Origin of the sequence: Celeribacter ethanolicus, from assembly GCF_002407265.1 — a bacterium.
Taxonomy (GTDB): domain Bacteria; phylum Pseudomonadota; class Alphaproteobacteria; order Rhodobacterales; family Rhodobacteraceae; genus Celeribacter; species Celeribacter ethanolicus.
The window spans coordinates 3934233-3959322 of record NZ_CP022196.1 but is presented as its reverse complement, the minus strand read 5'-3'; the positions used below and the strand labels follow the sequence as shown (position 1 = coordinate 3959322).

The window sequence follows — 25090 nt, the reverse complement described above, 5'->3', positions numbered from 1 at the left end:
AGGGCGGCCCAAAGGACCGCCCTCATGTTCCGTTTTTTCAGCTCCGCTCAGGCGTTCTCGAGAATGCCCTGTTCCTTCGCCAGCTCCTGCATGCGCTTTTGCAGCTTCTCGAAAGCACGCACTTCGATCTGGCGAATGCGCTCGCGCGACACCTCGTATTTCGCCGACAGGTCTTCGAGCGTCATCGGCTGATCCTTCAGACGGCGCTCCATGAGAATGTCCTTTTCACGGTCGTTGAGCACCTCCATCGCACGGACCAGAAGCTCGCGCCGGGTTTCCATCTCGTCGCGGGCCTCGTAATCGGCGGCGGTGTTGGCGCTTTCGTCCTCAAGCCAGTCCTGCCATTGCGCGGAGCCTTCCTCGTCACTGCCCACCGTAGCGTTGAGCGAGGCATCGCCCCCCGACATCCGCCGGTTCATCGAGATCACCTCGTCCTCGGTCACGCCCAGATCGTGCGCGATCTGCTTGACGTTGTCCGGGTGCAGATCGCCCTCTTCGAAGGCGCCGATCCGGGCCTTGGCCTTGCGCAGGTTGAAGAAGAGTTTCTTCTGTGCCGAAGTCGTGCCGAGTTTCACCAGAGACCACGAGCGCAAGATATATTCCTGAATGCTCGCACGGATCCACCACATGGCATAGGTCGCCAGACGGAAGCCTTTTTCCGGGTCGAACCGTTTGACGGCCTGCATCAGGCCCACGTTGGCCTCGGAAATCACCTCCGCCTGCGGCAGACCGTAGCCGCGATAGCCCATGGCGATCTTGGCCGCGAGCCGCAGGTGCGACGTCACGAGCTTATGCGCCGCCCGGCTGTCTTCGTGATCGACCCAGCGCTTGGCGAGCATGTATTCCTCTTCGGGTTCCAGCATCGGGAACTTGCGAATTTCCTGCAGATAGCGGTTCAGACCCTGTTCGGGACTGGGAGCCGGCAAATTTGCGTAGTTACTCATGTCTCACATCTCTCCCGCGTCATGCGCCATGTTATAAGGCTTAACATCTCATTTGGGAAGGGATGTTAGCGCTTTCAAGAGGCGCTGCCACGTTTTCTCATTGCGACAATTTAAACGAAAGATGACCCGACATCCGCCGCCCGACCAGCGCATTTCACCGAAATTACATGCAGATCACGCCAATGTGGTCTCTGTTACATCGGCTCAGAGCTGATCGAGCAACACCTGCATATCCTCAGGCAAAGGCGCCTCAAACCGCATGTCCTCGCCCGTCACCGGATGCACGAATCCCAACACGGCGGCATGGAGCGCCTGACGCGGGAAGGCATCGACCGCCGCCCGCGCCCGGTCCGGGAGCGCCTTGTGGTTCAGCTTGCGCCGCCCGCCATAGGTCTGATCACCGACCAACCCATGCCCGGCATGGGCCATATGCACCCGGATCTGGTGGGTGCGCCCGGTTTCCAGCCAGCATTCCACCAGCGCCAGTTGCGGCGGCGTGCCGAACAGCTCCACCACCCGCGCCCGCGTCACCGCATGACGGCCCTCGGTAAAGGACACCGCCTGTTTCTGACGATCTGTTTTGTGACGGCCCAGAAACGACGTGATGCGCAGAATGTTCGAGCCTTCGAAACTCACGCCCCTCACGCCCCGAAGGCGCGGGTCCATCGGATCCGGCGCACCATAGACCAACGCGAAATATTTCCGCTCCACCGTGTGCTTTTCGAACTGTTTCGCAAGACCCTGATGCGCCTTGTCGGATTTCGCCGCGACCAAAAGCCCGGAGGTGTCCTTGTCGATCCGATGCACGATGCCGGGGCGTTTTTCACCTCCGATCCCCGACAGGCTGTCGCCGCAATGCGCCATCAGCGCATTGACCAGAGTGCCCGAAGGCGAGCCCGGCGCGGGATGGACCACCATGCCCACCGGTTTGTTCACCACGATCAGGTCGTCATCCTCGTAGATCACATCGAGCGGGATGTCTTCGGCCTGCACCTCGACCTCGGCGGCCTCTTCCACCGTGATCTCGATCCGATCGCCTTCGGCCACCTTGCCCTTCTGATCCGTCACCACCGCACCGTTCACCTTGATCGCCCCCTCGGCGAGCAATTTCGCCAGACGCGAGCGCGACAGCACCGCTTCTTCTGGCACATCGCGGGCAATCGCCTTATCAAGACGCTTGGGCGGTTTTTCCGCGATGAGGAAGGCGACGGTGGATACGGGCATGAGCAACCTTGAGATTGATCCGAAGGACGCGGCCCGGCTGACGCTCCTGCGGCGGCTGGTCACGACACTTCTGGTGGTGATGATTGCCGGGTTTCTAGTGCTGATCGCCCTGCTTGTCACCCGTTTCCCGTCAATGGACGCGCCCGCCCCGACATCCCTGCCCTGGCCCGATCGACTGGCCCTGCCGGAGGGCATCACCCCAGAGGCGGTGACACGCGGTTCCGACTGGGTCGCCGTGGTCGCGGGCGATGAAATTCTGATTTTCAATGCCGAGGACGGCGCCCTGCGCCAGCGTGTCTCCGTCAAAGTGTCTCCGTAAGCGCCTGACACCCCAGAAACGCACCCCGGAAATACGCCGCGAAACGGATCGCACAGAAACGCAAACGGAGAAGCGAGCGCCGAGGCCTTGCCTGACCTGCGGCGCTCCTCCCCCGATGGACCGGTCACATCTGCGGACCGGCCCCTACCTTCCCCAATTCAGCTCCCGCCCGACGAGGGCAAAAAACAGGATTGGAGACATGACAAGCGCCGCATAGGCGAGACCCACGAAATAAAGATGCATTTTTTCCTCCCTTTTTGGAAGGATACCACAAATTCGCCAAATCTGCTACATTTTGTCGCAGGCCCTGCGACAGAGGGCGACACCGCCACTGACAAAGACATCGTCGCGGGTTTCAGCAGCATGCCGGTCGACAGAAGGGCATGAGAGCGTACAGGAACACCCGCAGTGGCAACACCACGAGATCAGTCAAACTGAAAGAGGAAGGGAAAGAGTGGTACCACCTCCCCGGCTCGAACGGGGGACCTCCTGATCCACAATCAGGCGCTCTAACCAACTGAGCTAAGGCGGCACTGACGGGGGATTTAACGAGACGGGCAGATGATTGCAAGAGGCAGATTGCGAGAAAATTGCCCGAGACCCGGAATCTCCCGCGCCCCTTGCGTCAGATCGGGCGAACGCGTATTTCGGGAAAGATCAAAAGGAGCCGTCATGGGTATCAATTCGGAACGCGACATCGAAGCCAATCTGCAAATCGGGCCGACCTCGCTCGGCATGGTGCGGATGTTCATCGAGGCCATCGGCGGCATCGAGATTCCGATGGATTTCGAACCTGAAGAGGCCGAAGAGATCGCCGAAGAGCTGATGGCTGCGGCGGCGCAAGCGCGGAAAATGGCGAAATAAGCCCGGCTTGACCAGCGTTGAATGCCTCCGGCGGGAGTATTTCTCCCACGGAAAGCCCCTTCAGCTCTCGCCCCCGAACAGCGCCGCGACGCCCGGATCGCGATAGCCCTGTAGCCGACGCGCCGCATCGCGCGCGGCCTTGAGATGCACCGATTTGCGCCGTGCGGCGGGCAATTTGTCCTCCTCCGGCATACGGATGATCTCCGCCTGATAGGCATCGGCGATGATCAGCCCCGCTTCGGACGGCAGAATCTCCGTCGGAAAGTCGAGATCGACGGCGAAGAAATACCGGTCGCACCACGGCAGATAGCCCTGCCATTTCGCGTCCGACATGAAATCGGCGCGCGACGATTTGCACTCCACCACCCAGACCTCGCCTTTCGGCCCCAGCGCCAGAACATCGACGCGCAGGCCGCGCGCGGGCACCCATTCCTCGACACAGGCAAAATCATGCGAACGCAGATGGCGGCACACGCCGCGCGCCAGTAACTGGCCGGGTTGGGCGGACGTGAGAAACGTATCGGTCATGGCCAGACCCTGCCGCAGTCTCGCGCGATTTTCAACGCCTCCCCCTTGTCGTCCTCGCAGCAAAGCCCTATCTCGAAGCCCAGGCGGGATCTGCTCTTCTCGTACACATGGGCGCAAGTCTCCGGTGGCCTTACGCAACCGAATGGGAGCTGGCTCTGTCTGGATCCTGGTCCAGTTACCTGGCGCCCACCTGATTTTTCAGGCTTCGGGAGCATACGCGCTGCTACGGATGCTGTGGTCCCCCGCCGCCTTCTTGAAGGCAATTCGACAAGACGCCCTCGAAGAGGGTCAAAACGCAAAACGCGCCCGAAAGGACGCGTTTTTCTTTGTTGTGACACTCGCTCAACGGCGCCGCGACGCCTCGACCGGGATCGGTTCCATCGCCATCAGCGGGATGTCGTCGCGCTTACCGCCCTGCCCGGTATCTTCGCTTTCGGCCATCCGCATGATCGTAATGGCGAATTGCACGCCGGAGAACACGATGCCATTGGCAAACCACAAGACGATGACAGCAATGATGCCCGCGTCGTTATGCGTGACCAGATGCCAGAGGTTGGCGACGTTGAAGTAGAGAAGCGCGCCCACAAAAGCCGCCGCGATGGCAAAGCCGATCAGGACCTGAGTGATGTAGAGTTTCACGAGCTTTGGCATAGCAGCACTCCAAACGGGAACATATTCAAGAATCTTAGCACATGTGGCGGGATTTTCCAGTTCCATTCCGTCGCATCCCAAAACGTAAAAAACGCCCCAAGGAGGGACGTTTCCATCAGAATTGTGCTCGAAAACGCTTCGCATGTTCGAATGCTCGCGCGTTTTCCCTCCGCGTTAAAACGCTTCTGGGTGCGCCTCGCGGGCCATATGATCCAACACCGCATTGACGAATTTCGGCTCGCGACCATCGGGATAGAAAGCTTTCGCCACATCGACGAACTCGACGATCACCACCTTCGGCGGCGTGCGACCGGACAAAAGCTCCGCCCCTGCCGCCCGGAACAGGGCGCGCAGCGTCGAGTCGATCCGTGCGATCGGCCATTTCGCCACCAGCGCCCGGTTGGTCATCTGGTCGACCTTGGCCTGATCGTTCACCGCGATCTCGGTGATCTCATGGAACAGATCGCTGTCGCCGTCGATGAATTCGCCCTCTTCCTCAGTCTTCAGCCCGAAGAAATGGTCGTAGAATTGGCGGCGCACTTTGTCGACGGTCATATCGGCCGCTTCCATCTGAAACAGCGCCTGCACGGCATAGAGCCTTGCGGCGGATTTCATCTCGCGCTTGGTCGGCGGTTTCAGGTGGTCGTTCTCGTCAGTCATGCTTTTTTGCTCTCGTCAGGCTGGCCGGCAAGCTTGATCGCGTCGGTATGGAATCCCACGCCCTTGCTCGGAGCAGCCCATTTGCGCGAAAGCGCGATGAGATGCAAGGCCGCAGCCGCCGCGCCGCCACCTTTGTTCTGGCCTTTCGCCTCGGCGCGGACCACCGCCTGATCGCGGTTTTCCACGGTCAGGATGCCGTTGCCGATGCAAAGCCCTTGCAGGCCCATCAATTGCAGCGCCCGCGAGCTGTCGTTGCAGACCGTGTCGTAATGGGTGGTCTCGCCGCGAATGACACAGCCCAGCGCCACATAGCCATCGAAATTCGATAGCTTGTCGGCAATCGAAATCGCCGTCGGCACTTCGAGCGCGCCCGGAACCTCCACGAGATCCCAGGTCCCGCCCACGGCCTCAACGGTCGCCTTGGCCCCCGCCACCAACTCGTCGGCGATGTCCTTGTAATAGGGCGCCACGACGATGAGGAGTTTCACCGGCTGATCGAAAGACGGCAGCTCGAGCGTGTAATGCTGTTCATTGGCGGCCATGGGCTCAGTTCCCTTCCGTGATCTTGCGCGTGCCGGTGATTTCGAGACCAAAGGCCTCAAGCCCCGGTGCTTTCGGCTGCGGGCTGTCGCTGACGAGGATCAGCTTGTGCAGACCGAGTGCGGCCAGAATTTGCGCCCCCAGCCCGTATTGCCGCAGCGTTTGCGGCGAGGCCTCGCCCTCTTCAACCATTTTCATCGTCGTGTCGCGCAAAAGCACGACCACGCCGCGGCCCTCTTCGGCAATCACCTCCATCGCGCCTTCCATCTCGCGCGAGGTGCGCCCGATGCCCAGCACGTCTTCGAGCGGGTTGAGGTTATGCACCCGCACCAGAACCGGCGCGCCATCGGTGATGTCGCCTTTCGACAACACGATATGCTCGGCGCCCTGAAGATCGTCGGTGTAAATCTGCATGTCCCACTCACCGCCGAAGGCCGAGGTGACCTTGCGCGACGCGGATTGCGTCACGAGGTTGTCGTGGCGGCGACGATAGGCGATCAGGTCGGAAATCGTGCCGATCTTGAGATTGTGTTTCTGCGCAAAGCCCACGAGATCGGGAAGGCGCGACATAGTGCCGTCTTCGTTCATGATCTCGCAGATCACCGAGCTGGGCAAAAGTCCCGCCAGACGCGCCACGTCCACCCCGGCCTCGGTATGGCCAGCCCGCACCAGAACGCCACCATCACGCGCGCGCAGCGGGAAGATATGGCCCGGCGTTGCGATGTCGGCGGCGGTTTTCGACGGGTCGATGGCCACCGCAACGGTGCGCGCGCGGTCATGCGCGGAAATGCCGGTCGACACGCCCTCCTTCGCCTCGATGGAGACGGTAAAGGCGGTTTCGTGCCGTGAAGAGTTGTTCGAGGCCATCATCGGCAGGCCCAGCGCGTCGATCCGCTCGCCGGTGAGCGTCACACAGATCAGACCGCGCCCGTAGGTGGCCATGAAGTTGATCGCCTCGGGCGTCGCCATTTGCGACGGGATCACCAGATCGCCCTCGTTCTCGCGATCCTCATGGTCGACGAGGATGAACATCCGCCCATTGCGGGCGTCTTCGATGATCTCCTCAATCGGGGAGATGGCGTCTTGGTAGCTGACTTGCGTTTCGGACATGGTAATCTCGGCGGGCCTTCTGGGACTTCGGTCGCTTCCCGATACAGCTTTGCGCGGGCAAAGGCCAGCCTCATGCCACGCACAATCGTCCAGCATTTCTGCGCAATTCGCACGGCAATTCGTGCTCGCGCCCGCTCAGCCGCCGAAAAACACCGGCGCGTCGATCCGGCCGGCAAGCTTGCCCGCCTCGACCCATTCCGCCTCAAACGGCGCTTCCGAGACCAGAACAAGCCCATCCCGCGGAAATTTCGGCCCCAAAAGTTCCGCCAGAGCGGCGCGTTGTTGCCCCCATGGCGCATAGGGGCGCGGCGCACGCCCGGCCCGGTCCACCGCGTCAAGCTCTTCGATCAGCTCCGGCACCAGCGGATGATGCGCCGCCACGATGCGTGCGGCTTTCACCTCTGCCAACTTGTCGGCAAAGGCCGGGTTCATCCTGTCGCCCTGCCGCACAAGCCGCAGTGCATTGGAGGAAAACAGAAATCCCACCACATCGCGCCCCGTCGAGGCCCGGATCGAGGCATAGGATTTATACGGCAGGCCAAGTTCCTCGGCCCGGCGCACACGCATGCGGATCACTTCGATGGGCAGGCTCTCGCCCATCAGGCTCTTGCGCGCCTTATTCCAGACAAAGCGACGATAGCTCACGCCCGGATCGAGCGCGGGACCGCCGTTGTGGCCCACACCATGGAGCGGGGCGCTCATACCTGCCACTCCTGCAAACGGGCGACGTAGCGCGCCAGCGTGTCGATTTCTAGGTTCACCTTGTCGCCCACCTTGGCCACGCCCCAGGTCGTCACCTCCTGCGTATGCGGAATGACGTTGATGCCGAAAGAGCAGCCCTCGACCTCGTTCACCGTCAAAGACGTGCCGTTCAGTGCCACCGAACCTTTCGGCGCGATGAATTTCGCCAGCGCCTCGGGAGCTTCGAAGGTAATCCGCGTGCTGTCGCCCTCATCCTTCATCGCCGTGATCACCGCCACGCCGTCGACATGGCCGGACACGATATGCCCGCCCAGCTCATCGCCCAGTTTCAGGGCCCGTTCGAGGTTCAGCCGCTTGCCGACCGTCCAGGCACCGATATTGGTTTTCGACACGCTTTCGGCAGAGATTTCCACGTCGAACCAGTTCTGCGGATCAGTCCCAAGCGCAATCACCGTCAGACACACCCCGTCGCAGGCAATCGACGCGCCGATCTCAATCCCGTCGACATCATAGGCGCAGCCGATCCGCGCCCGCAGATCGCCGCGTTTTTCCAGTTCCAGCACGGTACCGACATCGGTGATGATCCCTGTGAACATGACGCCTCCATGCGTTTGTTGATCGTTTTGCTTTACCTTGGCCAAGAGGTAACGCCCCAGCCGCCCGCCCGCAAGCATGCTCAGGTTTCGTTAACTGCTTCTCGGGCAAACTCGCGGACAAGAGACCAGCCTCTGCGCTCCACGGGCCACAAATCCGCCCGAATTTATGGCTAACAGGAAATTAACCACGACAAACCGCAACCGATGCCGCAAAACCGCCCCATGCCGAACCACACCCCGACGAAAAGCGCCGACGCTCGTGTGTTCCTGATGCTTCAGGGACCGCACGGACCGTTTTTCTGGGGCCTGGGCAAGATGCTGACGGCGGCAGGCGCGCAGGTTTGGCGCGTCGGCTTCAACGCCGGGGATCGCGCTTTCTGGTTCTCGACCAAGAGCTTCATCGCCTACACCGATCCGCCAGAGGACTGGCCCGACCGGTTCGAAGGGATCATACGCGACAAGGGCGTGACCGACATCGTGCTCTACGGCGACACCCGCCCCGTCCATGCCCTCGCCATCGAACGCGCCCGGGCGCTGGGTCTCACCATCCATGTGTTTGAAGAGGGCTATATCCGCCCCTATTGGGTGACCTATGAGCGTGGTGGCTCGAACGGCAATTCGGCCCTCATGACGCTTGGCGTCGCGGAGATGCGCGGCGCGCTCGAGAACATCGACCAGGACACGATCGACCCGCCCGCACAATGGGGCGACATGCGCCAGCACATTTTCTACGGCGCGCTCTACCATTGGTTCGTGATGTTCCGGAACTCCGGTTTCCGTCATTACCGCGGCCATCGCGAATTGCCTGTGACGCGCGAATTCATATTATATTTCAAACGCCTGATCCTGATGCCGCACCATTGGCTATCGCGCGCCTGGCACACGCGCGCCATTCTCGGGGCGGGACATCCGTTTCACATCGCGCTGCTGCAACTCGAGCATGACACCAGCTTTCAGGTCCACAGCCCCTATTCCACCATGCTCGAATTCGTCGCCGATGTGATCGAAGGCTTTGCCAAAGGCGCGCCGCGTCACCACCACCTCGTGTTCAAGGCGCATCCGCTGGAAAACGACCGCCGCAACCTGCGCCACGAAATCCGCCGCATTGCCGCCGAATACGGCATCGAGGACCGGGTGCATTACGTCCGCGGCGGCAAATTGCAGAAACTGCTGCTGAGCGCGCGCTCAGCCGTCACCGTCAATTCCACTGCCGGGCAACAAGTGCTGTCGCTGGGCATCCCGCTGCGCATCCTCGGGCGCGCAGTCTATGACAAACCTGAATTCGTCTCCCATCAACCGCTGGAAACCTTCTTCGCCCAGCCCGAGCGGCCCGACACCCGCGCCTATCGCGATTATCGGCAGTTCCTTCTGGAAACCTCGCAGGTCCCTGGCGGGTTCTATTCGAAACGTGGGCGGCGGCAGCTCATGCGTCTCGTCGTCGATCTGATGCTCGGCGCCGAAGCCCCCGATCAGGCGCTCCTGAGCGGCAAGACCCCGCCGCGCCAGCCGCTGCGCCTCGTCAAGTAAACCGGCGAGGGTACCGAACAGGGCAATTTCATGTCCGAAAACTCCTGCGAACACCACTAGATCGTGGTGTAAAACTGCCCCTCGCCACACTCTCTGCGACAGCCGCGACCTTCGCGCCACACCACCTTCACTGCGCCCCACATCTCTCTGCGAACGCTGGATTTTTGACTCGCTATTGGTTAATCTTCTGACTAAACCCGATAAAAATATGGGGCAGAGGAGATCGAGCAGTGAATATCCTGACATCGCGCATGACCCGCGCCATTGCGCTGGCCGCCGTGACGGCGAGCCTGTCGGCCTGCGCCCTGCCGCGTTCCGGCCCGACCAAGAAGGAAATCTTCGCGGGCTCCGAGATGAAACAGGGCGATGCCTTTGTCGTCTCCGTTAACGACCGCGTCAATGCCGTGACCGCGATCAACCAGGAGCTCGGTTTCTCCGCCGCCTTCCAGAATGCCGGGGTGATTGGCTCCGACACCATCGCGCCGGGCGACGTTCTCTCGCTTACCATCTGGGAAAACGTCGATGACGGGCTGCTGGCGGGTGCCGGCGCCAATGCCACCGTGCTTTCCGAGGTGCAGGTCGATGGCGCGGGCTTCATCTTCGTGCCCTATGCCGGGCGCATCAAGGCCGCAGGCAACAGCCCTGAAGCGATCCGCCGCCTGATCACCGAGAAACTCGACGCGCAAACCCCCGATCCGCAGGTTATGGTCACCCGTGCCGCGGGCGATGGCGCCACCGTCACCATCACCGGCAAGATCTCCGGTCAGGGCGTCTATCCGATCCAGCGCCCGACGCGTCGTCTCACCGCCATGCTCGCGCATGCCGGCGGCGTGGCCGTCGAGCCCGATGTCGCACAGGTCAAGGTGATCCGCGGCTCGAAAACCGGCATCGTCTGGTTCCAGGACCTCTACGACAACCCGAAATACGACATTCCGCTGCGCGACGGCGATCGCATTCTGGTCGAGGCCGACCCGCGCTCCTTCACCGCCCTCGGCGCCACCGGCGCGCAAAGCGTGATCCCCTTCGAGACCCGCAACCTCTCCGCGCTCGAAGCCATCGCACAGGTCGGCGGCCTGCGCACCAGTTCGGCCGACCCGACCGGCGTTTTCGTCTTCCGCAACGAACCGGAAACCATCGCCAAACAGGTGCTCGGTCGCGACGACATCATGGGCGCCCAACGCCTGATCTATGTGCTCGACCTGACCCAGCCGAACGGGTTGTTCCTCGCCCGCGACTTCCTCATTCGCGACGGAGACACGCTCTATGTCACCGAAGCGCCGTTCACCCAGTGGCAGAAAACTCTGAGCGCAGTCACCGGCACGGCCAACTCCGCCAACTCGCTCGCCGCCATCGGCCAGTGATCGGATGGGCGGCGACTTGCCCGGCCCGAAATCTCCCGCCCCGGCCTCCCCGCCGGGGCGGCTCTCGTTTCAGATCCCACGTCTGATCGAGCGCCTGCATGCCGAGGCCGACCTATCCTGCGCCACGCTAAGCTGGCACGACCTCGCCCGCAGCGCGCCTCTCGACGACAGTGCGGCACTTGACCGCGCGCGTCAGGCGATTGAATGGCTGATCTCGTTGAAATTGTCCCGATCCAGCGCCGAAATCGACCCGGATCTGACGCCGGATGTTCCATTTGTGCTCGTTCTGGATCAGCCTCGCAGCGCTGAAGACGCCCCTTCCGAAGCCGCAATGACCGAAATGCTGGTCTTCGCTCAGACCGAGCTCGTGAATGCCCGTGTCGTCATCCTCGGTTGCGACGATGGCTTTTTCAGCGACAGCACCGATCCGCGTCTGACCCGCCTGCCGCCGAACGCCAATCTCTATCGCCTGCTCGAGGCGGCCACCGCCGTCTACACCCATTCCGCGGGCTACGGCTTCGACGCGGTCCTCGCCGGGCATCGTCCCCGCGTCTTCGGACGGCCATGGTATGGCGCGCTCGGTCTCACCGCCGATGAAGACCCCGATCCGCACAGCAGCCATCGCCTGACCCGCGCCCAGCTCTTTCTCGCCGCCCTGATGCGCGCCACCACATGGCATGCGGGCACGGAGACGCTGGAGATCGAGGAGATTTTGGCACGGCTCGAAGCCCGCGAGCGCGCCACTCGTGAGGATGCATCGGGCTATGTCGCCTCCGGCATCCTGCGGTGGAAACGCCGTTTCCTTCGGCAATATCTCGGCCGCGCAGCTCTCACGATCAACGACGATCCGAGCATCATCGCCCGAGAAAAAGCCGCAGGCCGCCGTCACATCGCCTGGGGGGCCGTCCCGGAGGCCGATTTGCGGCTCGAGGACGGTTTCCTGCGCTCTCGCGGTCTCGGCGCCGCCCTCCTGCGCCCCCTGTCGCTCGTGCTCGACGACAGCGGCCTCTACTTCGACCCGACCCGCCCCTCCCGGCTGGAAACCCTGATCGCGGAGCGCACGCCCCTCAGCGCCGCACAGCGCGCCCGGATCGAGCGCTTTCTCTCCCGGCTCAAGGCCCTGCATCTAAGCAAATACAATGTCGGCGCGGATCTGCCCGCCCTACCCGAAGGCCATCGCATCCTCGTCGCCGGACAGGTCGAGGACGACGCTTCCATCACCCTTGGCGCGGGCGAAATCGCGACCAATCTCGCGCTGTTGCAGGCCGCACGGACGGCGCATCCCGATGCCGTTCTGGTTTACAAGCCGCACCCCGATGTCGAAGCCGGGCTGCGGCGCGGCGCCCTGCCGGAAGCCAGCGGCATTGCCGATGTCATCGCCTCCGGGGCCGATCCGCTCGCGTTGATCGAGGCCTGCGATGAGGTCTGGACAATGACTTCGCTCCTCGGCTTCGAGGCGCTGTTGCGCGACACGCCCGTGACCTGCACCGGAACGCCGTTTTACGCCGGGTGGGGGCTGACCACCGATCTCGGCCCGGTGCCCGCACGTCGTGCCGCACGCCCCGACCTGATCAGCCTCGCCTATGCGGTTCTGATTGATTATCCACGCTATTTCGATCCGAAAACCGGTGCGCCCCTGTCACCGGAAGAGGCTCTGGAACGGCTGGCGCAGGCCCCGAAGGGCCGCAGTCGTCTCGCTCAGGCGCTTTTGGCCAAGATTCGGCAGTTGCGCGCCGCAACCCTCGGCATCAGGTGATCCGCGCCCAAAGGCTCAGCGCATCCGGCCCGATCTGTTCGAGTTTCTCAAGCTGGTAGCGCGGCGCCTCGGCCAGACGGTCCAGCCCCAGCGCGCCCAGCCCCGGACGCCCCTCGGCACCGATGCCGAGCCCCGCCGTGAACAACGCCACATGATCGGCCAGCCCCGCCGACAGCAGAGACGCCGCCAAGGCGCCGCCGCCTTCGCAGAACACCCGCGTCAGCCCCCGCGCACCGAGCGCTTGCAACGCGGCTTCGGCATCGAGCTGTCCCTGCGTGACCGGCACTTCGATCAGCTCCGCACCAAGCCCTTGCCAAGCCGAAATCAGTTCCGGTGCGGCCTCCGGCCCGTGCAGGAGCCACACCGGCACCTCGCCCGCCGTGCGCGCCAGATGGCTGTCCAACGGCAGATCGAGCCTGCGCGACATCACCAGCCGCACCGGCTGATGATCGACACCCAGCCCCCGGATCGTCAGGGTCGGATCGTCCGCCCGCGCCGTACCTCCGCCGACCAGAACCGCATCATGCGTGCCCCGCATCGCATGCACCCGTCGGCGCGCCATCGGGCCGGTGATCCACTGGCTCTCCCCGGTCGCCGTCGCGATCCGCCCGTCCCAGGACATCGCAAGCTTCAGCGTCACCATCGGGCGGTCCAGAGTGACTTTCGACAGGAAGCCCTGCTGCTGCGCCCGAGCCTCGGCATCACAGAGCCCGGCAACCACCTCAACCCCGGCGCTTTGCAGCATGGCAAACCCCCGCCCGTTCACCCGTGGGTCCGGATCGCCCAGAGCAACCACGACACGCGACAACCCCGCCGAAATCAGCGCCTCGGCGCAGGGCGGGGTTTTGCCGTGATGGGAACAGGGTTCAAGCGTAACATAGGCGGTCGCGCCCCGCGCCGCCTCGCCCGCCTGACGCAAGGCCATGACCTCCGCATGCGGACGTCCGCCCGGCTGGGTCCAGCCCCGTCCGACGATGCGCCCGTCCCGCACGATGACACAACCGACCGCCGGGTTCGGCCAAGTCCGGCCAAGCCCGCGCGCACCCAGAGTCAGCGCGTGGCGCATGTGGCGCAAATCTTCGGCTTCGCTCATTCGTCGGATTTGGCGTCGGGGCGCAACTCACTGACAAACTTGTCGAAATCGTCGGCCGCCTGGAAGTTCTTGTAGACCGAGGCAAAGCGGACATAGGCCACCGTGTCGATCCGCGCGAGGCTTTCCATGACGATCTCACCGATGGTTTTCGACGGAATATCCGTCTCCCCCATGCTCTCCAACCGTCGCACGATGCCGGAAATCATCTGGTCCAGGCGCTCCGGTTCGATCGGTCGTTTCTGGGCCGCGATCCGGATCGAACGCTCCAGCTTGTCGCGATCGAAATCTTCGCGCCGCCCGTTGGATTTCACCACCACGAGATCGCGCAATTGCACACGTTCATAGGTGGTAAACCGCCCGCCACAGGCCGAACAGAACCGCCGCCGCCGGATTGCCACATGATCCTCAGCCGGGCGGCTGTCTTTCACCTGGGTATCAATATTTCCGCAAAATGGACAACGCATCCTGGCGTCCCCTTCATCTCTTCGTCACTGCCTCGTCTGGGGTCTGCGCCCCAGTTATCCACAGGTACTATAGGGGCTCTCCCAGAATTTGGGTAGATGAAATTTTCAGCGCTAAATGTTGTAGGGCACCCCGGCTCAACGCAGCAGCGCCATCACCCGCCGGACATGCGGTCGGTCCCGATGTTCGAAAAGGTAAACTCCTTGCCATGATCCAAGCGTCATTCGCCCGTTCAGGACGGGAATTGTACACGTCGTCGGCAGAAGCGCCGCCTTGATATGCGCCGGCATATCGTCCGGCCCTTCATAGGTGTGGGTCAGATAGGCCATCGACGGATCGCTCGTGGGCGGCACGAGGCGGTGGAAAAAGGCTTGAAGGTCGGTCTGCACCTCCGGATCGGCATTCTCCTGAATGACCAGAGAGGCGGAGGTATGTTGCACCATGAGCGTCAGCAGCGCCTCCATCGCCCCCTCGCCCGCCACCCAGCGCGCCAGATCGGCGGTGAATTCATAAAGGCCCGGACCGGAAGTGGCGATCTCAAACACACGGTGGCTCATTCGCAACGCTCCAGCCAGCTCTGTGCATCGAAATCCCAGCAATAGCCTGCCGCCTCATAGGCATCGGAAAATCCGAACACCGTATAGTCGAGCGTCTCCGGCACACAGTCGAACCGTGCCAGTTCCTTGCCATTCCGTTCAACAACAATCCCGCCCGTCATTTCGTGATCATCTGTCATCCGGTCGAGCGCCCCCCAGAGCACATAGCTCACATCGCCATTGGTCAGGCGCAGTTCTTCCCAGATCGCCCCACCCACACCGGGCCAAGGCGTCACGACAACCTCGGCATAGGGGCGCTCCAGCGCAAGGTCGGGCGACTGACCCGGATGACCGAAACGATAGGACACCCCATTTTCATGCGCCGACAGAACCACGCCTTTGCCATTTGGAAACTCACATTGAAGCAGAACCGCGTCCTGCGCCCATGCGGCGCCGGACGACAGTGCCCCCAGTGAAAGAAATGTCGCCGTCATCGCGATATGGCCGGACAGCCTGTATCCTGAAGTGCCCATCGAAGCCTCCCCTCACCTGTTGCCAGAAAGGCTTACCTCATTCAGATCGCGATGGAAACGTCAGCCCTCAGCTTCGCAGCGGACGGTCTGCCCCGCCTGTGCAGGAGACAGGGAGGCAGTCTGCACCTGCGCATCCTGAACCGGAGCCATAAACACCGCGTCCAGCGTCGCGATACAGCGGTCCAGGTCTTCGGCAGGCACTTTGATGACGATCACACCGCTGTTGTCGCCCCCCTCATACGGACCATCTGCCACCGCAAGATCCTGTACCACCTCGCCCAACGCCCCAAAGGGCGCGATCAGCGCTGCGGCAACGATGGCGAAGGTGAAGGCAATGAGGGCCTTGGCGGCGCGTGTCATGACAGCTCTCCCGTGCAGTTGTCCCACAACAACGCACAAAGGCTTAATCAGGTTTCAACGCCGTCAGATTTCCTGTGGATAACCCGTCAGGCCGCGTCGAAAACGCCCCGTGCCGCCTCAATTTCGGGCATCCGCCCCTCCGCCCAGTCAATCAACCCGTGCAAAGGCCCAAGAAAGGATCGGCCCAGATCGGTCAAACTATAGGCCACCGAGGGCGGTTTCGTATCGAACACCTCGCGGGCCACCATTCCATCGCGCTCCAGATCGCGCAGGGACTGGGTCAGCATCCGCTTGGAAATGTCGGGGAGCGCGCGTCCCAGCGCGTTGAACCGCTGCGGCCCGTGTTCCAGTTCGAGCAGGATGAGCGAGGTCCATTTCGCCGCAACGTGATCCAGAACCTGCCGCACCGGGCAGTTCTGCGGCTCAAACCCCATCGCCTTCCATTCTTCCAGGCGGTTCGTCGGAATGTCACGCATCACTCTCATCCTTCAGGCGGTTCCCTCAATGTGACCTTGTCCCGAAAAAGTGCCTCCTTTTCAGAGGCAAAAAAGGTCTCTAATTGAGACTTATACCCAAAACGAACCCCGAAGGGAAGACATATGACCACCTATCTCGTCACCGGCGCCTCCGGCCAGCTCGGCCAGCTCGTCATCGACCACCTCGCCACGCTCGTCGCCAAAGACGACATCCTCGCCCTCGTGCGCTCCGACAAAGCCGCCGAAGGTTTTGCCGCCAAGGGCATCGCCACCCGCCGCGGCGATTATACCGATACAGCCGCGCTCAAAGCTGCTTTTGACGGTGTGGATCGCCTTCTTCTGATCTCCTCGTCCGAGGTGGGCCAGCGCGCACCGCAACATGGCAATGTCATCGAGGCCGCCAAAGCCGCAGGCGTCAAATTCATCGCCTACACCTCGATCCTCAATGCCGACACCGGCAATATGGCCTTGGCCGAAGAACACCTTGCCACCGAAGCCATGCTCAAGGACAGCGGTCTTCCGCACACGCTTCTGCGCAATGGCTGGTATTCCGAGAACATCACCATGACGCTGGGCCAAGACCTTGAGCTGGGCCAGCATTTCGGTGCCGCCGGTGAGGGCAAGCTCGCCACCGCCCCGCGCAAGGATTACGCCGAGGCCGCCGCCATCGTGTTGGCGGGCGGTCATGATGGTGAGGTTCTGGAGCTTGCTGGTGATGAAGCCTACACGCTCGCGGAATACGCCGCCATCGTCGCAGAGGCCTCCGGCAAACCGGTCGTTTACACCGACATGCCCGAAGCCGCGTTTACCGAAGCACTGGTCGGCGCAGGCCTGCCCGCCGGGTTCGCCGCCATCCTCGCGGATTCGGATGCGAAAGCCGCCAAAGGCGCACTGTTCGACGGCAGCCAAACGCTGTCCAAACTGATCGGCCACCCGACCGAGCCGATCGCCGAGACGGTCAAAGCCGCGCTCTAAGCCGTTTTACGGACACCGGCTGGGCGGGGGATCAGTTGAAAATCGCCTCGCCCATCTGGTCTATGAACATCTGCGCCTTGTACAGGCTGGCGATGCGCGCGTCGTCCTCGCCACCCATCGTGTCGGCGCGGATCATGTGGTGGGTCTTGGTCACGCCGTCGATGTCCTTTTCGATCCTGGCGGCCACGCGGTAGCCGTTCGCCTCCTTGATCGGCTCCGGGAAAATGCGAAACTCATCGCCGTAGAGCTCAGGCTTTGCGTCCTCTTTCGACGCGCTTTGCGCCCCGGACGTGCTACCAGATTTGCCGCCGAAGAGTTTGGAGAAAATGGACATTTGGACCTCCTGTTTGAGAGGCATTTTGGAATGAGCGAAAGCGAAGCGCAAGTTGCTCCTCTACTCAAAAAACATCCCCAACCTTGCAGGCACCGAATAATTTGCGATACCTAGCCCCATTCACAGTGTCGTTTTATAAATTAAGGATGTTCACATGATTGATTTTCTAACATTTGTAGCCAGCTTCGCGACGGCTGCAATCGCAGCAACAATCGCGATAAAAGCAAATAAGATTTCCCACGCATCCATGAGGCTCGAAGCCGATAAGCTGCTCATAGAATGGTCACAGCAAGCCGTATCAGCTATCTCTGACTCCGTCGCGCTACGCTTGCTTAAAGAAAGCGACATTTCGGAAGCAGAGTTCAATACGGAACGTCGCGCGCTTCGAAACAAACTTTTTGCACTCAAAGATGCCGGACATGTCCTCATGCGGACATCTTCTAAGGAACGAGAACTACCGGCAGGCTTAAAATCTCTTGAAGAGGCCACAAACATCCTGAACGGCACAAAATTTTGCTACCCGGAAAAAGGTGATTACGAGACAGTCCGAAAACACCAAGTCAACGCGCTGAGAGAACAAAGTCGCGCCCTTACGGAGAGTATTCAACAAACCATTTCCTCAGAATGGTTCCACTAAGCCTCCCAAACAAAAACGCCCCCCTTTCGGGGGGCGCTCCTAACTTTACTGATCCAAGAACGACCGCAGCTTCCGCGACCGCGAGGGGTGTTTCAGCTTCCGCAAAGCCTTCGCCTCGATCTGACGAATCCGTTCGCGGGTCACGGAGAACTGTTGCCCCACCTCTTCGAGCGTGTGGTCGGTGTTCATGCCGATCCCGAACCGCATCCGCAGCACGCGTTCTTCGCGGGGCGTGAGCGAGGCCAGCACGCGCGTGGTGGTCTCTTTGAGGTTCTCCTGAATGGCCGCGTCGAGGGGCAGAACCGCGTTCTTGTCCTCGATGAAATCGCCAAGCTGGCTGTCTTCCTCGTCGCCGATCGGCGTCTCCAGAGAGATCGGCTCCTTGGCGATTTTCATCACCTTGCGGACCTTTTCGAGCGGCATTTGCAGCTTTTCGGCCAATTCTTCCGGCGTCGGTTCGCGGCCGATCTCGTGCAGCATCTGACGGCCGGTCCGAACCAGCTTGTTGATCGTCTCGATCATGTGAACCGGAATACGGATGGTGCGGGCCTGATCCGCGATGGAGCGCGTGATCGCCTGACGGATCCACCATGTGGCGTAAGTCGAGAATTTATAGCCGCGACGGTATTCGAATTTATCGACCGCCTTCATCAAACCGATGTTGCCTTCCTGAATGAGATCGAGGAATTGCAGGCCCCGGTTGGTGTATTTCTTGGCAATCGAGATCACGAGACGCAGGTTGGCCTCGACCATTTCCTTCTTGGCCTGACGGGCCTCTTTCTCGCCTTTCTGGACCTGCGCCACGATGCGGCGGAATTCGGAGATGTCGACGCCGACATACTGCCCGACCATGGCCATGTCGGAGCGCAGCTCCTCGACCTTGTCGGAGAAGCGTTCGACGAACATCTGCCAGCCACGGCCCGGTTTCTCCGCCATGCGGTCGAGCCAGGTCGGGTCCAGTTCGGAACCACGATAATCCTCGATGAACTCGCGCCGGTTGATCCGCGCCTGGTCGGCGAGTTTTACCATGGCGCTGTCGATCGACATGACGCGTTTGTTGATGCCGTAGAGCTGGTCGATCAGCGCTTCGATCCGGTTGTTGTGCAGGTGCAGCGAGTTCACCAGAACCACGATCTCGGAGCGCAGCTTCTGATACTCGGCCTCCGCCCCTTCCGAGAACGACCCGTCCTCGTTGAGTGTGGCGGACATCCGCAGGTCCTGCATCTCGGACAGATGGGCGAAATCCTCGGAAATCCGCGCCAGCGTTTCGAGAACCTGCGGTTTCAGCGCCGATTCCATCGCCGCAAGCGACATGTTCGCCTGCTCGTCATCATCCTCGTCCTCGTCGGAGGAAATCGGATTGCCGTCGGCGTCGTATTCCTGTTCCTTTTCCTTGGACTCCCCGGCGGTCGCCTCCGCGTTCAGCCCTTCGACGACGTTCTCCTCGTCCTCGTCCTCATCGACGCCGCCGCCGAACGTGGCTTCGAGGTCGATGACGTCGCGCAGGAGAATATCCTCGGACAGAAGTTCGTCATGCCAGATGGTGATCGCCTGGAAGGTCAGCGGGCTTTCGCAGAGCCCGGCGATCATCGTGTTACGCCCGGCCTCGATGCGTTTCGCAATCGCGATCTCGCCCTCGCGCGACAGCAGCTCGACCGAGCCCATCTCGCGCAGGTACATGCGCACCGGATCGTCCGTGCGGTCGAGTTTTTCGGTCTCGGAGGAGGCCATCGCCACTTCGCGCGAGCCGGAGGTCGCGACCAGCTCGCCGCCCTTGGCCTCGCCGTCCGCGTTGTCGTCGTCTTCGACCTCTTCGTCCTCGATGACGTTGATGCCCATTTCGGAGAGCATCGACATCACATCCTCGATCTGCTCGGAACTCACCTGCTCCGGTGGCAGGACCTTGTTGAGCTGATCGTAGGTGATGTAGCCTTTTTCACGCGCCTCGGCGATCATCTTCTTGACCGCGGCCTGGCTCACGTCGAGCATCACGTCCTGGTCCTGATCGTCACTCTTGGCGTCGTCATTGTCTTTGGCTGCCATGCGGCTCTCCCCTAAACTCTGGCGGGTTCCGATGCGGTCCCGATGGCCCTGTCGCCGCCCTTGTCATGGACCAGTCTCTGGCCCCTTGGTCGGCAGTCGGTGCGGGGTCGCCCAACCCTTTCACCCGACTCAGCGCCTGCTCAAACCCGAATCATGTCATGCGAATCAATGATTCGCCACCCGAATACCCATATTTCCTTAACCATCCCTGCACCAGTGGCACAGGGCCTCTCCATACAACGCCCGCCCGCTTTTGCGGCTCACTTGCCACGTTCCGGGGCGATTCGGCTCAAAAGTGCCCGAAACGCGTTGCGTTCGTCGCGCGACAGCTCAAGCCCGTTTTCCGCAATGTCGAATTCCGTCCTGTCCTCCGCCTCCGCTTTGGTCGCCCGATTGCGCGCCTCCGCCGCCTGCCGAAGCCGCCAGGTCAGCTTTTCATCATCGGCGGCCAGCATGTCCTCCAGCCCTTCGGCCAGCTCGGCCTGATAGCCCCGCCGCGCCTTGAGCTTGGCCAGTTCCTCCGTGAGGCACATCTGCGCCACCTCGCGGTCGGGCCGGCGCACAGGGGGCGCGATCTGCACATGGGGATGCGACATCAGCCGATCAAGGGCCCCGCGCCCCGCCATCGCACTCACATTATCCCGAAGCACGCCCGCGTCCTCCTCCTCGGCATGGGTCAGCACCGCATGAAGCAAGGCCGCATGATCCTCCGAACGCGGCGTCAGCGCCTCGAGCTGGGACAGGAACTCCATCGCCATCCCCGGATTGGCGATCAGAACCGCCAGAACCACCGCCTCGCGCATCAGATCGGCCTGCGCCTCGTCGCCGGAGACGATCAGGGATGCTTTCAGCCCCTCGGTGGGCACCGCCGCCTGCTTGCCGAACCGCCCGCGCCCGCCGCCCGGGGTCCAGGCCTTGCGCGGGCTCTCTTCGCGTTTGCCACGAAACAGTTCGCGACGCATGTCGTTCAAAATCTCGCCGTAATGGCGTTTGATCGAAGCGTCGGTGATCGGGCGAATGGTCTCGCGCAGGCTCTTGTCCAAGGCCGCGCGACGTTCCGGGCTGTCGAACACCTTGCCCTCGGTCTCGCGCCGCCACAGCAGCGCCACCATCGGCAACGCCCCGTCGAGCACCTCCTGCATCGCCTCCGGCCCCTTGGCCTTGATCAACTCGTCCGGGTCCTGCCCCTCCGGCAGAATGGCAAAGCGCAGCCCCTTGCCCGCCTCCAGAAGAGGCATCGCCAGATCAATCACCCGGTAGGCCGCCCGAAGCCCCGCCTTGTCGCCATCGAGCGCGATCACCGGCTCGCTCGACATCCGCCACATGAGTTGCAACTGCCGGTCGGTGATCGCCGTCCCCAAGGGCGCAACCGTGGCCTCAAACCCGGCCTCCGCCAGCGCGATCACATCCATATAGCCCTCGGCGACGACCAAGGTCTGCCCCCGCCCGCAGGCCACACGAGCTTCCTGATGGTTGTAAAGCGCATTGCCCTTGTCGAACAGCAACCGTTCGGGGCCGTTTAGATATTTCGCCCGCGCGTTCGGGTCCATCGACCGCCCGCCAAAGGAAATCAGCCGCCCGCGCGCATCGCGGATCGGAAAGACGATGCGGTCACGGAAAAAATCATAAGGCTCACGCCCGTCGTCGGGTTTCGCCGCCACCCCGGCCTCGACCGCCATCTCGGCGGAAATACCCTGATCCTTCAGGGCACGCAAAAGCGCATTGCCGGAGGGGGCAAAGCCGATCTCGAAGCGCTCCCGCGTCTCGGGTTTCATCCCACGTTTGTCGAGATAGGCCCGCGCCGCCGTACCGCCCTGTTGCGACAGGCAGAGCCGGAAGAACCGGTTCGCCGCCTCGTTCACATTGGCCAGTTCCGCCCGCTTGTCGGATTTCTCCTGCGCCTTCGGATCGCTCTTCGGCACCGGCATCCCGGCCTCCTGAGCGAGAATCTCGATCGCCTCCATGAACCCGACATTCTCGGTCTCGCGCACGAAGGTGATCGCATCGCCTTTGGCGTGGCAGCCGAAGCAATAATAATAGCCGTCCTTGTCATTGACGTGGAAGGAGGCGGATTTCTCGTGGTGGAACGGGCATGGTGCCCACATGTCGCCCTTGCCGGGGTTCGATTTGCGCGTGTCCCACATGACTTTTCGGCCGACCACATCGGTCAGCGACAGGCGATTGCGCAGCTCATCCAAGAATCCCGGGGGCAGTGACATGGGCGCGAGTATCGCCGCTGGATCGCCCAAGGTCCAGAGGCCCTGCAACGCCGCGCCATGCGGGCTGCGAATCGCTTTGTGGCGAAACTCCGACACGAATCCGACAACAGCGTGGCAAAATGCGGCAAAACCGTGTCCACCCGCCAATCGCATCCCCGCGCATATGCGGCTTTCCCGGCTTTTCCCGCCGCCTCGCCCGCCAATATGACCATTTCGCGGCAGAGCCTCTGCGGACTTTACCCATGGTTTCCAACCGCTCAAAATAATGTCGTGTGGCGTCTGTCATGCACGGGGAAAACCCCGGCCAGATACCATGCACACTGGGGAATATGGGGGCACCACTCCGATCTGAGAGACGGTGTCATGTTGGGTAAGATCACGCGCCGCGAAGCGGGGCTTTTTCATAGGGACCGGGGCCATGCCGCCGGTGGTGCTGCGCGTGAGAACACGTCGCAGGCGCCCGTTCAGGAACCGGCTTCGGGTCTCGCCCGCGCCGCGGCAACACATCTGCGCAAACTCGATGCGCGGCGGCATATGCGCGACGAGCAGGGCTCGCTCGCGCTCTTCGGCCTGTTCACCTTTGTCATTCTTCTGGTGCTCGCCGGGATGGGCATCGACATCGTGCGTCATGAGACCCTGCGCACCGAGTTGCAGAACACGCTCGACCGCGCCGTGCTCGCCGCCACCAACCTCGAGAACACCAACGATCCGAAAGACGTGATCATCGACTATTTCGCGAAGGCGGGCCTGAGCGAATATCTCAAGGAAGACGAGATCGACATCGTTCCGCTCGGCGACGGGCGGCAGGTCTATGCTTCGGTCGAAGCGGAGGTGCCGACCTATTTCATGAAATTCGCCGCCATCGACAGCCTGTCCCTGTCGGGCGAAACCATGGCACAACAGGGTCTCGCAGGCCTTGAGATCTCGCTCGTGCTCGACGTGTCGGGCTCGATGAACAGCTACAGCCGCCTGACCAACCTGAAGGACGCCGCCCAGGATTTCACCGAAACCGTCTTCGAGAATGCCGCCAGTGACGAAATCGCGATCTCGGTCATCCCCTACGCCACGCAGGTGAACGCAGGCAAAGACATCCTGGACTCACTCCATCGCCTGAACGCGCATGACAAATCCTACTGCATCAACTTCGAGGAAGACGATTTCTCGACGATCGGCCTAGAATTCCCCGTCACCGAAACCACCGGCCGCTTTTACGACCAGACAATGGATTTCGATGCGTTCAACAGCAATTTTTATGACCTCGACATGGCGCTGTCGGACCACACCTGTGCTCCGGCCGCGAGCCGCGAAATCCTGCCGTTCTCGAACAACCAGACTGAAATCGACGATTACATCGAGGCACTCACCGCCTATGGCAATACCTCGATCGATCTTGGCGTGAAATGGGGCGCGGCCCTGCTCGACGAAAGCGCGCAGATCCTGACCGCAGGCACCTCCGCCAGCGCCCACCCTGCCTCCAATTCGGACGCCCAGAAATTCATGGTGGTGATGACCGACGGCTCGCACACCAACCAGTATCTCATGCCTGACCCCTACCGCGACGACGACCAGTCGACCGGCGTCTATAAAGACAAGGACGGTCGCATCTACGTCAGCGGCGAACGCACCACCTGCTCCTACTACTACGGAACCCCCTACAATTGCTCGACCGAGATGCGCTACACCCGGATCGACAACCGCAGCGTTCTGACCTCGCTGCCCTACACGCTCGCCTCCGGCAATGTCTGGGAAATCACATGGTCCGAGGTCTGGTCCTCGATGACCGTCTACAACCACGCCAAGGCCCGTTCCTACGCCACCGGCAATGACTACGATTACTACACCTGGCGCAATGCGACACGCACCAGCTACGACACCGCGACCAAGGACGCGCGACTGGACGAGATTTGTACCGCCGCCAAGAATGCCGGGATCATCATCTTCGCCATCGGCTTCGAGGCTCCGACGGCCGGTCAGAACGTGCTGCGCTCCTGCGCCTCTTCCGATGCGCATTACTACGATGTGGAAGGGATCGAGATCGCCGAGGCCTTCTCCGCCATCGCGACCAAGATCACCGAGTTGAGGTTGGTCGAATGACACTTTTGCGCAAACTGAATCGGTTGCGTCAACGCCACGCCCGGAACGACGACGGCAATGCGACCATCGAATTCGCCCTGATCTTCCCGATGTTCATGTTCCTCATCATGGGCAGCTACGAGATCGGTTATTACACCGTCTCCTCCGCCATGCTGGAGCGCGGCCTCGACAACGCGGTGCGCGACGTGCGTCTCGGCAATATGCCCACCGTCACGCTCGACACCCTGAAATCGGCCACATGCGAATACGCGCGCTACGTGCGCAATTGCGAGGAAAACATCCACATCGCGCTCGAACCCGTCGACGCGTGGAATTTCACCCGCCCGACCTATATCGCCGAATGTATCGACCGCAGCGCCGATGTGGCACCCTCCACCGTCTTCGAGGATGGCAAGGAAAACGAACTGATGCTGGTGCGCGCCTGCGTCAACGTCGATCCGATCTTTCCGACCACATGGATCGGGGCCGCCATGCAGCGCACCGAAGGCTCCGGCTATGCCATCGTCGCCACCGGCGGCTTCGTGAACGAACCCAACAGCTAAGGGA

The 25090-nt window shown here is 61.9% G+C and carries 27 protein-coding genes and 1 tRNA gene; 9 read left to right on the top strand and 19 right to left on the bottom strand.

Annotation, left to right across the window (positions count from 1 at the left end):
- Positions 1-47: 47 nt before the first annotated feature.
- Both rpoH and CEW89_RS19575 read right to left on the bottom strand, forming a co-directional pair.
- Positions 48-944, bottom strand: coding sequence for an RNA polymerase sigma factor RpoH (rpoH, locus tag CEW89_RS19580; RefSeq protein WP_066705652.1), 897 nt, complete (start codon positions 942-944; stop codon positions 48-50).
- 204 nt (positions 945-1148) lie between these two features.
- Positions 1149-2168 (bottom strand): RluA family pseudouridine synthase, encoded by a 1020-nt coding sequence (locus CEW89_RS19575; protein ID WP_096807035.1) that lies wholly within the window; start codon positions 2166-2168, stop codon positions 1149-1151.
- Between CEW89_RS19575 and CEW89_RS19570 the strand changes: the two genes are divergently transcribed.
- Positions 2167-2487 (top strand): DUF6476 family protein, encoded by a 321-nt coding sequence (locus CEW89_RS19570; protein ID WP_066705656.1) that lies wholly within the window; start codon positions 2167-2169, stop codon positions 2485-2487. The genes CEW89_RS19575 and CEW89_RS19570 overlap by 2 nt on opposite strands.
- A gap of 455 nt (positions 2488-2942) precedes the next feature.
- On the opposite strand, the gene CEW89_RS19565 is transcribed toward CEW89_RS19570, so the two are convergent.
- Positions 2943-3019, bottom strand: a tRNA-His gene (locus tag CEW89_RS19565).
- Between the two features lie 140 nt (positions 3020-3159).
- Between CEW89_RS19565 and CEW89_RS19560 the strand changes: the two genes are divergently transcribed.
- Entirely contained in the window at positions 3160-3351 is a 192-nt protein-coding gene (locus tag CEW89_RS19560) for a DUF6324 family protein (protein WP_096807034.1), read from the top strand.
- A 60-nt stretch (positions 3352-3411) separates the two neighbouring features.
- On the opposite strand, the gene CEW89_RS19555 is transcribed toward CEW89_RS19560, so the two are convergent.
- The 7 genes from CEW89_RS19555 to CEW89_RS19525 all read right to left on the bottom strand — a co-directional run bounded on the left by CEW89_RS19555 (position 3412) and on the right by CEW89_RS19525 (position 8138).
- Complete coding sequence (locus CEW89_RS19555) at positions 3412-3879, bottom strand: MmcB family DNA repair protein (protein ID WP_096807033.1); 468 nt, start codon at positions 3877-3879, stop codon at positions 3412-3414.
- A 342-nt stretch (positions 3880-4221) separates the two neighbouring features.
- Positions 4222-4530, bottom strand: a complete 309-nt coding sequence (locus CEW89_RS19550) for a hypothetical protein (RefSeq protein ID WP_096807032.1) — start codon at positions 4528-4530, stop codon at positions 4222-4224.
- Positions 4531-4704: 174 nt separating this feature from the next.
- Complete coding sequence (nusB, locus tag CEW89_RS19545; protein WP_066705665.1) at positions 4705-5190, bottom strand: transcription antitermination factor NusB; 486 nt, start codon at positions 5188-5190, stop codon at positions 4705-4707.
- Positions 5187-5732 carry a 6,7-dimethyl-8-ribityllumazine synthase gene (locus CEW89_RS19540; protein ID WP_096807031.1) on the bottom strand — a complete coding sequence of 182 codons (546 nt, stop codon included), beginning with the start codon at positions 5730-5732 and terminating at the stop codon, positions 5187-5189. Before CEW89_RS19540 ends, nusB begins: the two co-directional genes overlap by 4 nt.
- 4 nt (positions 5733-5736) lie before the next feature.
- Complete coding sequence (gene ribB / locus CEW89_RS19535; protein ID WP_096807030.1) at positions 5737-6840, bottom strand: 3,4-dihydroxy-2-butanone-4-phosphate synthase; 1104 nt, start codon at positions 6838-6840, stop codon at positions 5737-5739.
- A gap of 135 nt (positions 6841-6975) precedes the next feature.
- Positions 6976-7542, bottom strand: a complete 567-nt coding sequence (locus tag CEW89_RS19530; protein ID WP_096807029.1) for a hypothetical protein — start codon at positions 7540-7542, stop codon at positions 6976-6978.
- Entirely contained in the window at positions 7539-8138 is a 600-nt protein-coding gene (locus tag CEW89_RS19525) for a riboflavin synthase (protein ID WP_066705854.1), read from the bottom strand. The genes CEW89_RS19530 and CEW89_RS19525 overlap by 4 nt, the downstream gene beginning before the upstream one ends.
- 222 nt (positions 8139-8360) lie before the next feature.
- Here CEW89_RS19525 and CEW89_RS19520 point away from each other — a divergent pair, with 222 nt between their 5' ends.
- The 3 genes from CEW89_RS19520 (at position 8361) to CEW89_RS19510 (ending at position 12782) form a co-directional block, all read left to right on the top strand.
- The gene (locus CEW89_RS19520) at positions 8361-9665 is read left to right on the top strand and encodes a capsule biosynthesis protein (protein WP_096807312.1); all 1305 of its coding nucleotides are present in this window, start codon (positions 8361-8363) and stop codon (positions 9663-9665) included.
- 230 nt (positions 9666-9895) lie between these two features.
- Entirely contained in the window at positions 9896-11026 is a 1131-nt protein-coding gene (locus CEW89_RS19515) for a polysaccharide biosynthesis/export family protein (RefSeq protein WP_244906109.1), read from the top strand.
- Between the two features lie 16 nt (positions 11027-11042).
- Positions 11043-12782 (top strand): capsular polysaccharide biosynthesis protein, encoded by a 1740-nt coding sequence (locus CEW89_RS19510; RefSeq protein WP_198403464.1) that lies wholly within the window; start codon positions 11043-11045, stop codon positions 12780-12782.
- On the opposite strand, the gene ribD is transcribed toward CEW89_RS19510, so the two are convergent.
- The 6 genes from ribD to CEW89_RS19480 form a co-directional block, all read right to left on the bottom strand.
- On the bottom strand, positions 12775-13875 hold the full coding sequence (gene ribD / locus CEW89_RS19505) for a bifunctional diaminohydroxyphosphoribosylaminopyrimidine deaminase/5-amino-6-(5-phosphoribosylamino)uracil reductase RibD (protein ID WP_096807026.1): 1101 nt from the start codon (positions 13873-13875) through the stop codon (positions 12775-12777). The two genes, CEW89_RS19510 and ribD, sit on opposite strands and share 8 nt — an antisense overlap.
- On the bottom strand, positions 13872-14339 hold the full coding sequence (gene nrdR, locus CEW89_RS19500) for a transcriptional regulator NrdR (RefSeq protein WP_066705681.1): 468 nt from the start codon (positions 14337-14339) through the stop codon (positions 13872-13874). The genes ribD and nrdR overlap by 4 nt, the downstream gene beginning before the upstream one ends.
- A gap of 135 nt (positions 14340-14474) precedes the next feature.
- The gene (locus tag CEW89_RS19495) at positions 14475-14894 is read right to left on the bottom strand and encodes a secondary thiamine-phosphate synthase enzyme YjbQ (protein WP_096807025.1); all 420 of its coding nucleotides are present in this window, start codon (positions 14892-14894) and stop codon (positions 14475-14477) included.
- On the bottom strand, positions 14891-15406 hold the full coding sequence (locus tag CEW89_RS19490) for a hypothetical protein (RefSeq protein WP_157779931.1): 516 nt from the start codon (positions 15404-15406) through the stop codon (positions 14891-14893). The genes CEW89_RS19495 and CEW89_RS19490 overlap by 4 nt, the downstream gene beginning before the upstream one ends.
- Before the next feature lie 60 nt (positions 15407-15466).
- Entirely contained in the window at positions 15467-15766 is a 300-nt protein-coding gene (locus CEW89_RS19485; RefSeq protein WP_066705685.1) for a hypothetical protein, read from the bottom strand.
- Between the two features lie 86 nt (positions 15767-15852).
- Positions 15853-16242, bottom strand: coding sequence for a winged helix-turn-helix transcriptional regulator (locus CEW89_RS19480; protein ID WP_066705686.1), 390 nt, complete (start codon positions 16240-16242; stop codon positions 15853-15855).
- Positions 16243-16365: 123 nt separating this feature from the next.
- Here CEW89_RS19480 and CEW89_RS19475 point away from each other — a divergent pair, with 123 nt between their 5' ends.
- Positions 16366-17217, top strand: coding sequence for an SDR family oxidoreductase (locus CEW89_RS19475; RefSeq protein ID WP_096807023.1), 852 nt, complete (start codon positions 16366-16368; stop codon positions 17215-17217).
- Positions 17218-17248: 31 nt separating this feature from the next.
- Here CEW89_RS19475 and CEW89_RS19470 read toward each other — a convergent pair whose 3' ends face one another.
- Positions 17249-17551: an HlyU family transcriptional regulator gene (locus CEW89_RS19470; protein ID WP_096807311.1), complete on the bottom strand. Its 303-nt coding sequence runs from the start codon at positions 17549-17551 to the stop codon at positions 17249-17251.
- Positions 17552-17705: 154 nt separating this feature from the next.
- Here CEW89_RS19470 and CEW89_RS19465 point away from each other — a divergent pair, with 154 nt between their 5' ends.
- Positions 17706-18188: a hypothetical protein gene (locus CEW89_RS19465; protein ID WP_096807022.1), complete on the top strand. Its 483-nt coding sequence runs from the start codon at positions 17706-17708 to the stop codon at positions 18186-18188.
- Between the two features lie 45 nt (positions 18189-18233).
- Here the strand turns inward: CEW89_RS19465 and rpoD are convergent, their stop codons facing one another.
- Both rpoD and dnaG read right to left on the bottom strand, forming a co-directional pair.
- The gene (gene rpoD / locus CEW89_RS19460) at positions 18234-20231 is read right to left on the bottom strand and encodes an RNA polymerase sigma factor RpoD (RefSeq protein ID WP_096807021.1); all 1998 of its coding nucleotides are present in this window, start codon (positions 20229-20231) and stop codon (positions 18234-18236) included.
- 260 nt (positions 20232-20491) lie between these two features.
- Positions 20492-22450, bottom strand: a complete 1959-nt coding sequence (gene dnaG, locus CEW89_RS19455) for a DNA primase (RefSeq protein WP_096807020.1) — start codon at positions 22448-22450, stop codon at positions 20492-20494.
- Between the two features lie 363 nt (positions 22451-22813).
- Between dnaG and CEW89_RS19450 the strand changes: the two genes are divergently transcribed.
- Together CEW89_RS19450 and CEW89_RS19445 are read left to right on the top strand one after the other, a co-directional pair.
- On the top strand, positions 22814-24544 hold the full coding sequence (locus CEW89_RS19450) for a TadE/TadG family type IV pilus assembly protein (protein WP_157779930.1): 1731 nt from the start codon (positions 22814-22816) through the stop codon (positions 24542-24544).
- Positions 24541-25086, top strand: a complete 546-nt coding sequence (locus CEW89_RS19445) for a TadE/TadG family type IV pilus assembly protein (RefSeq protein ID WP_066705698.1) — start codon at positions 24541-24543, stop codon at positions 25084-25086. Before CEW89_RS19450 ends, CEW89_RS19445 begins: the two co-directional genes overlap by 4 nt.
- Positions 25087-25090: the final 4 nt, after the last annotated feature.

What these genes read in the sequence shown, in the direction of transcription:
- CEW89_RS19470 (WP_096807311.1), bottom strand. Translation starts at nt 17,551, where the DNA reads ATGTCCATTTTCTCCAAACTCTTCGGCGGCAAATCTGGTAGCACGTCC.
- dnaG (WP_096807020.1), bottom strand. Translation starts at nt 22,450, where the DNA reads ATGTCACTGCCCCCGGGATTCTTGGATGAGCTGCGCAATCGCCTGTCG.
- CEW89_RS19540 (WP_096807031.1), bottom strand. Translation starts at nt 5,732, where the DNA reads ATGGCCGCCAATGAACAGCATTACACGCTCGAGCTGCCGTCTTTCGAT.
- CEW89_RS19445 (WP_066705698.1), top strand. Translation starts at nt 24,541, where the DNA reads ATGACACTTTTGCGCAAACTGAATCGGTTGCGTCAACGCCACGCCCGG.
- CEW89_RS19450 (WP_157779930.1), top strand. Translation starts at nt 22,814, where the DNA reads ATGTTGGGTAAGATCACGCGCCGCGAAGCGGGGCTTTTTCATAGGGAC.
- ribD (WP_096807026.1), bottom strand. Translation starts at nt 13,875, where the DNA reads ATGAGCGAAGCCGAAGATTTGCGCCACATGCGCCACGCGCTGACTCTG.
- rpoD (WP_096807021.1), bottom strand. Translation starts at nt 20,231, where the DNA reads ATGGCAGCCAAAGACAATGACGACGCCAAGAGTGACGATCAGGACCAG.
- CEW89_RS19480 (WP_066705686.1), bottom strand. Translation starts at nt 16,242, where the DNA reads ATGCGTGACATTCCGACGAACCGCCTGGAAGAATGGAAGGCGATGGGG.
- ribB (WP_096807030.1), bottom strand. Translation starts at nt 6,840, where the DNA reads ATGTCCGAAACGCAAGTCAGCTACCAAGACGCCATCTCCCCGATTGAG.
- CEW89_RS19575 (WP_096807035.1), bottom strand. Translation starts at nt 2,168, where the DNA reads ATGCCCGTATCCACCGTCGCCTTCCTCATCGCGGAAAAACCGCCCAAG.
- CEW89_RS19465 (WP_096807022.1), top strand. Translation starts at nt 17,706, where the DNA reads ATGATTGATTTTCTAACATTTGTAGCCAGCTTCGCGACGGCTGCAATC.
- nrdR (WP_066705681.1), bottom strand. Translation starts at nt 14,339, where the DNA reads ATGCGTTGTCCATTTTGCGGAAATATTGATACCCAGGTGAAAGACAGC.
- CEW89_RS19525 (WP_066705854.1), bottom strand. Translation starts at nt 8,138, where the DNA reads ATGTTCACAGGGATCATCACCGATGTCGGTACCGTGCTGGAACTGGAA.
- CEW89_RS19490 (WP_157779931.1), bottom strand. Translation starts at nt 15,406, where the DNA reads ATGGGCACTTCAGGATACAGGCTGTCCGGCCATATCGCGATGACGGCG.
- nusB (WP_066705665.1), bottom strand. Translation starts at nt 5,190, where the DNA reads ATGACTGACGAGAACGACCACCTGAAACCGCCGACCAAGCGCGAGATG.
- CEW89_RS19520 (WP_096807312.1), top strand. Translation starts at nt 8,361, where the DNA reads ATGCCGAACCACACCCCGACGAAAAGCGCCGACGCTCGTGTGTTCCTG.
- CEW89_RS19530 (WP_096807029.1), bottom strand. Translation starts at nt 7,542, where the DNA reads ATGAGCGCCCCGCTCCATGGTGTGGGCCACAACGGCGGTCCCGCGCTC.
- CEW89_RS19560 (WP_096807034.1), top strand. Translation starts at nt 3,160, where the DNA reads ATGGGTATCAATTCGGAACGCGACATCGAAGCCAATCTGCAAATCGGG.
- CEW89_RS19475 (WP_096807023.1), top strand. Translation starts at nt 16,366, where the DNA reads ATGACCACCTATCTCGTCACCGGCGCCTCCGGCCAGCTCGGCCAGCTC.
- CEW89_RS19495 (WP_096807025.1), bottom strand. Translation starts at nt 14,894, where the DNA reads ATGAGCCACCGTGTGTTTGAGATCGCCACTTCCGGTCCGGGCCTTTAT.
- CEW89_RS19485 (WP_066705685.1), bottom strand. Translation starts at nt 15,766, where the DNA reads ATGACACGCGCCGCCAAGGCCCTCATTGCCTTCACCTTCGCCATCGTT.
- CEW89_RS19570 (WP_066705656.1), top strand. Translation starts at nt 2,167, where the DNA reads ATGAGCAACCTTGAGATTGATCCGAAGGACGCGGCCCGGCTGACGCTC.
- CEW89_RS19550 (WP_096807032.1), bottom strand. Translation starts at nt 4,530, where the DNA reads ATGCCAAAGCTCGTGAAACTCTACATCACTCAGGTCCTGATCGGCTTT.
- rpoH (WP_066705652.1), bottom strand. Translation starts at nt 944, where the DNA reads ATGAGTAACTACGCAAATTTGCCGGCTCCCAGTCCCGAACAGGGTCTG.
- CEW89_RS19555 (WP_096807033.1), bottom strand. Translation starts at nt 3,879, where the DNA reads ATGACCGATACGTTTCTCACGTCCGCCCAACCCGGCCAGTTACTGGCG.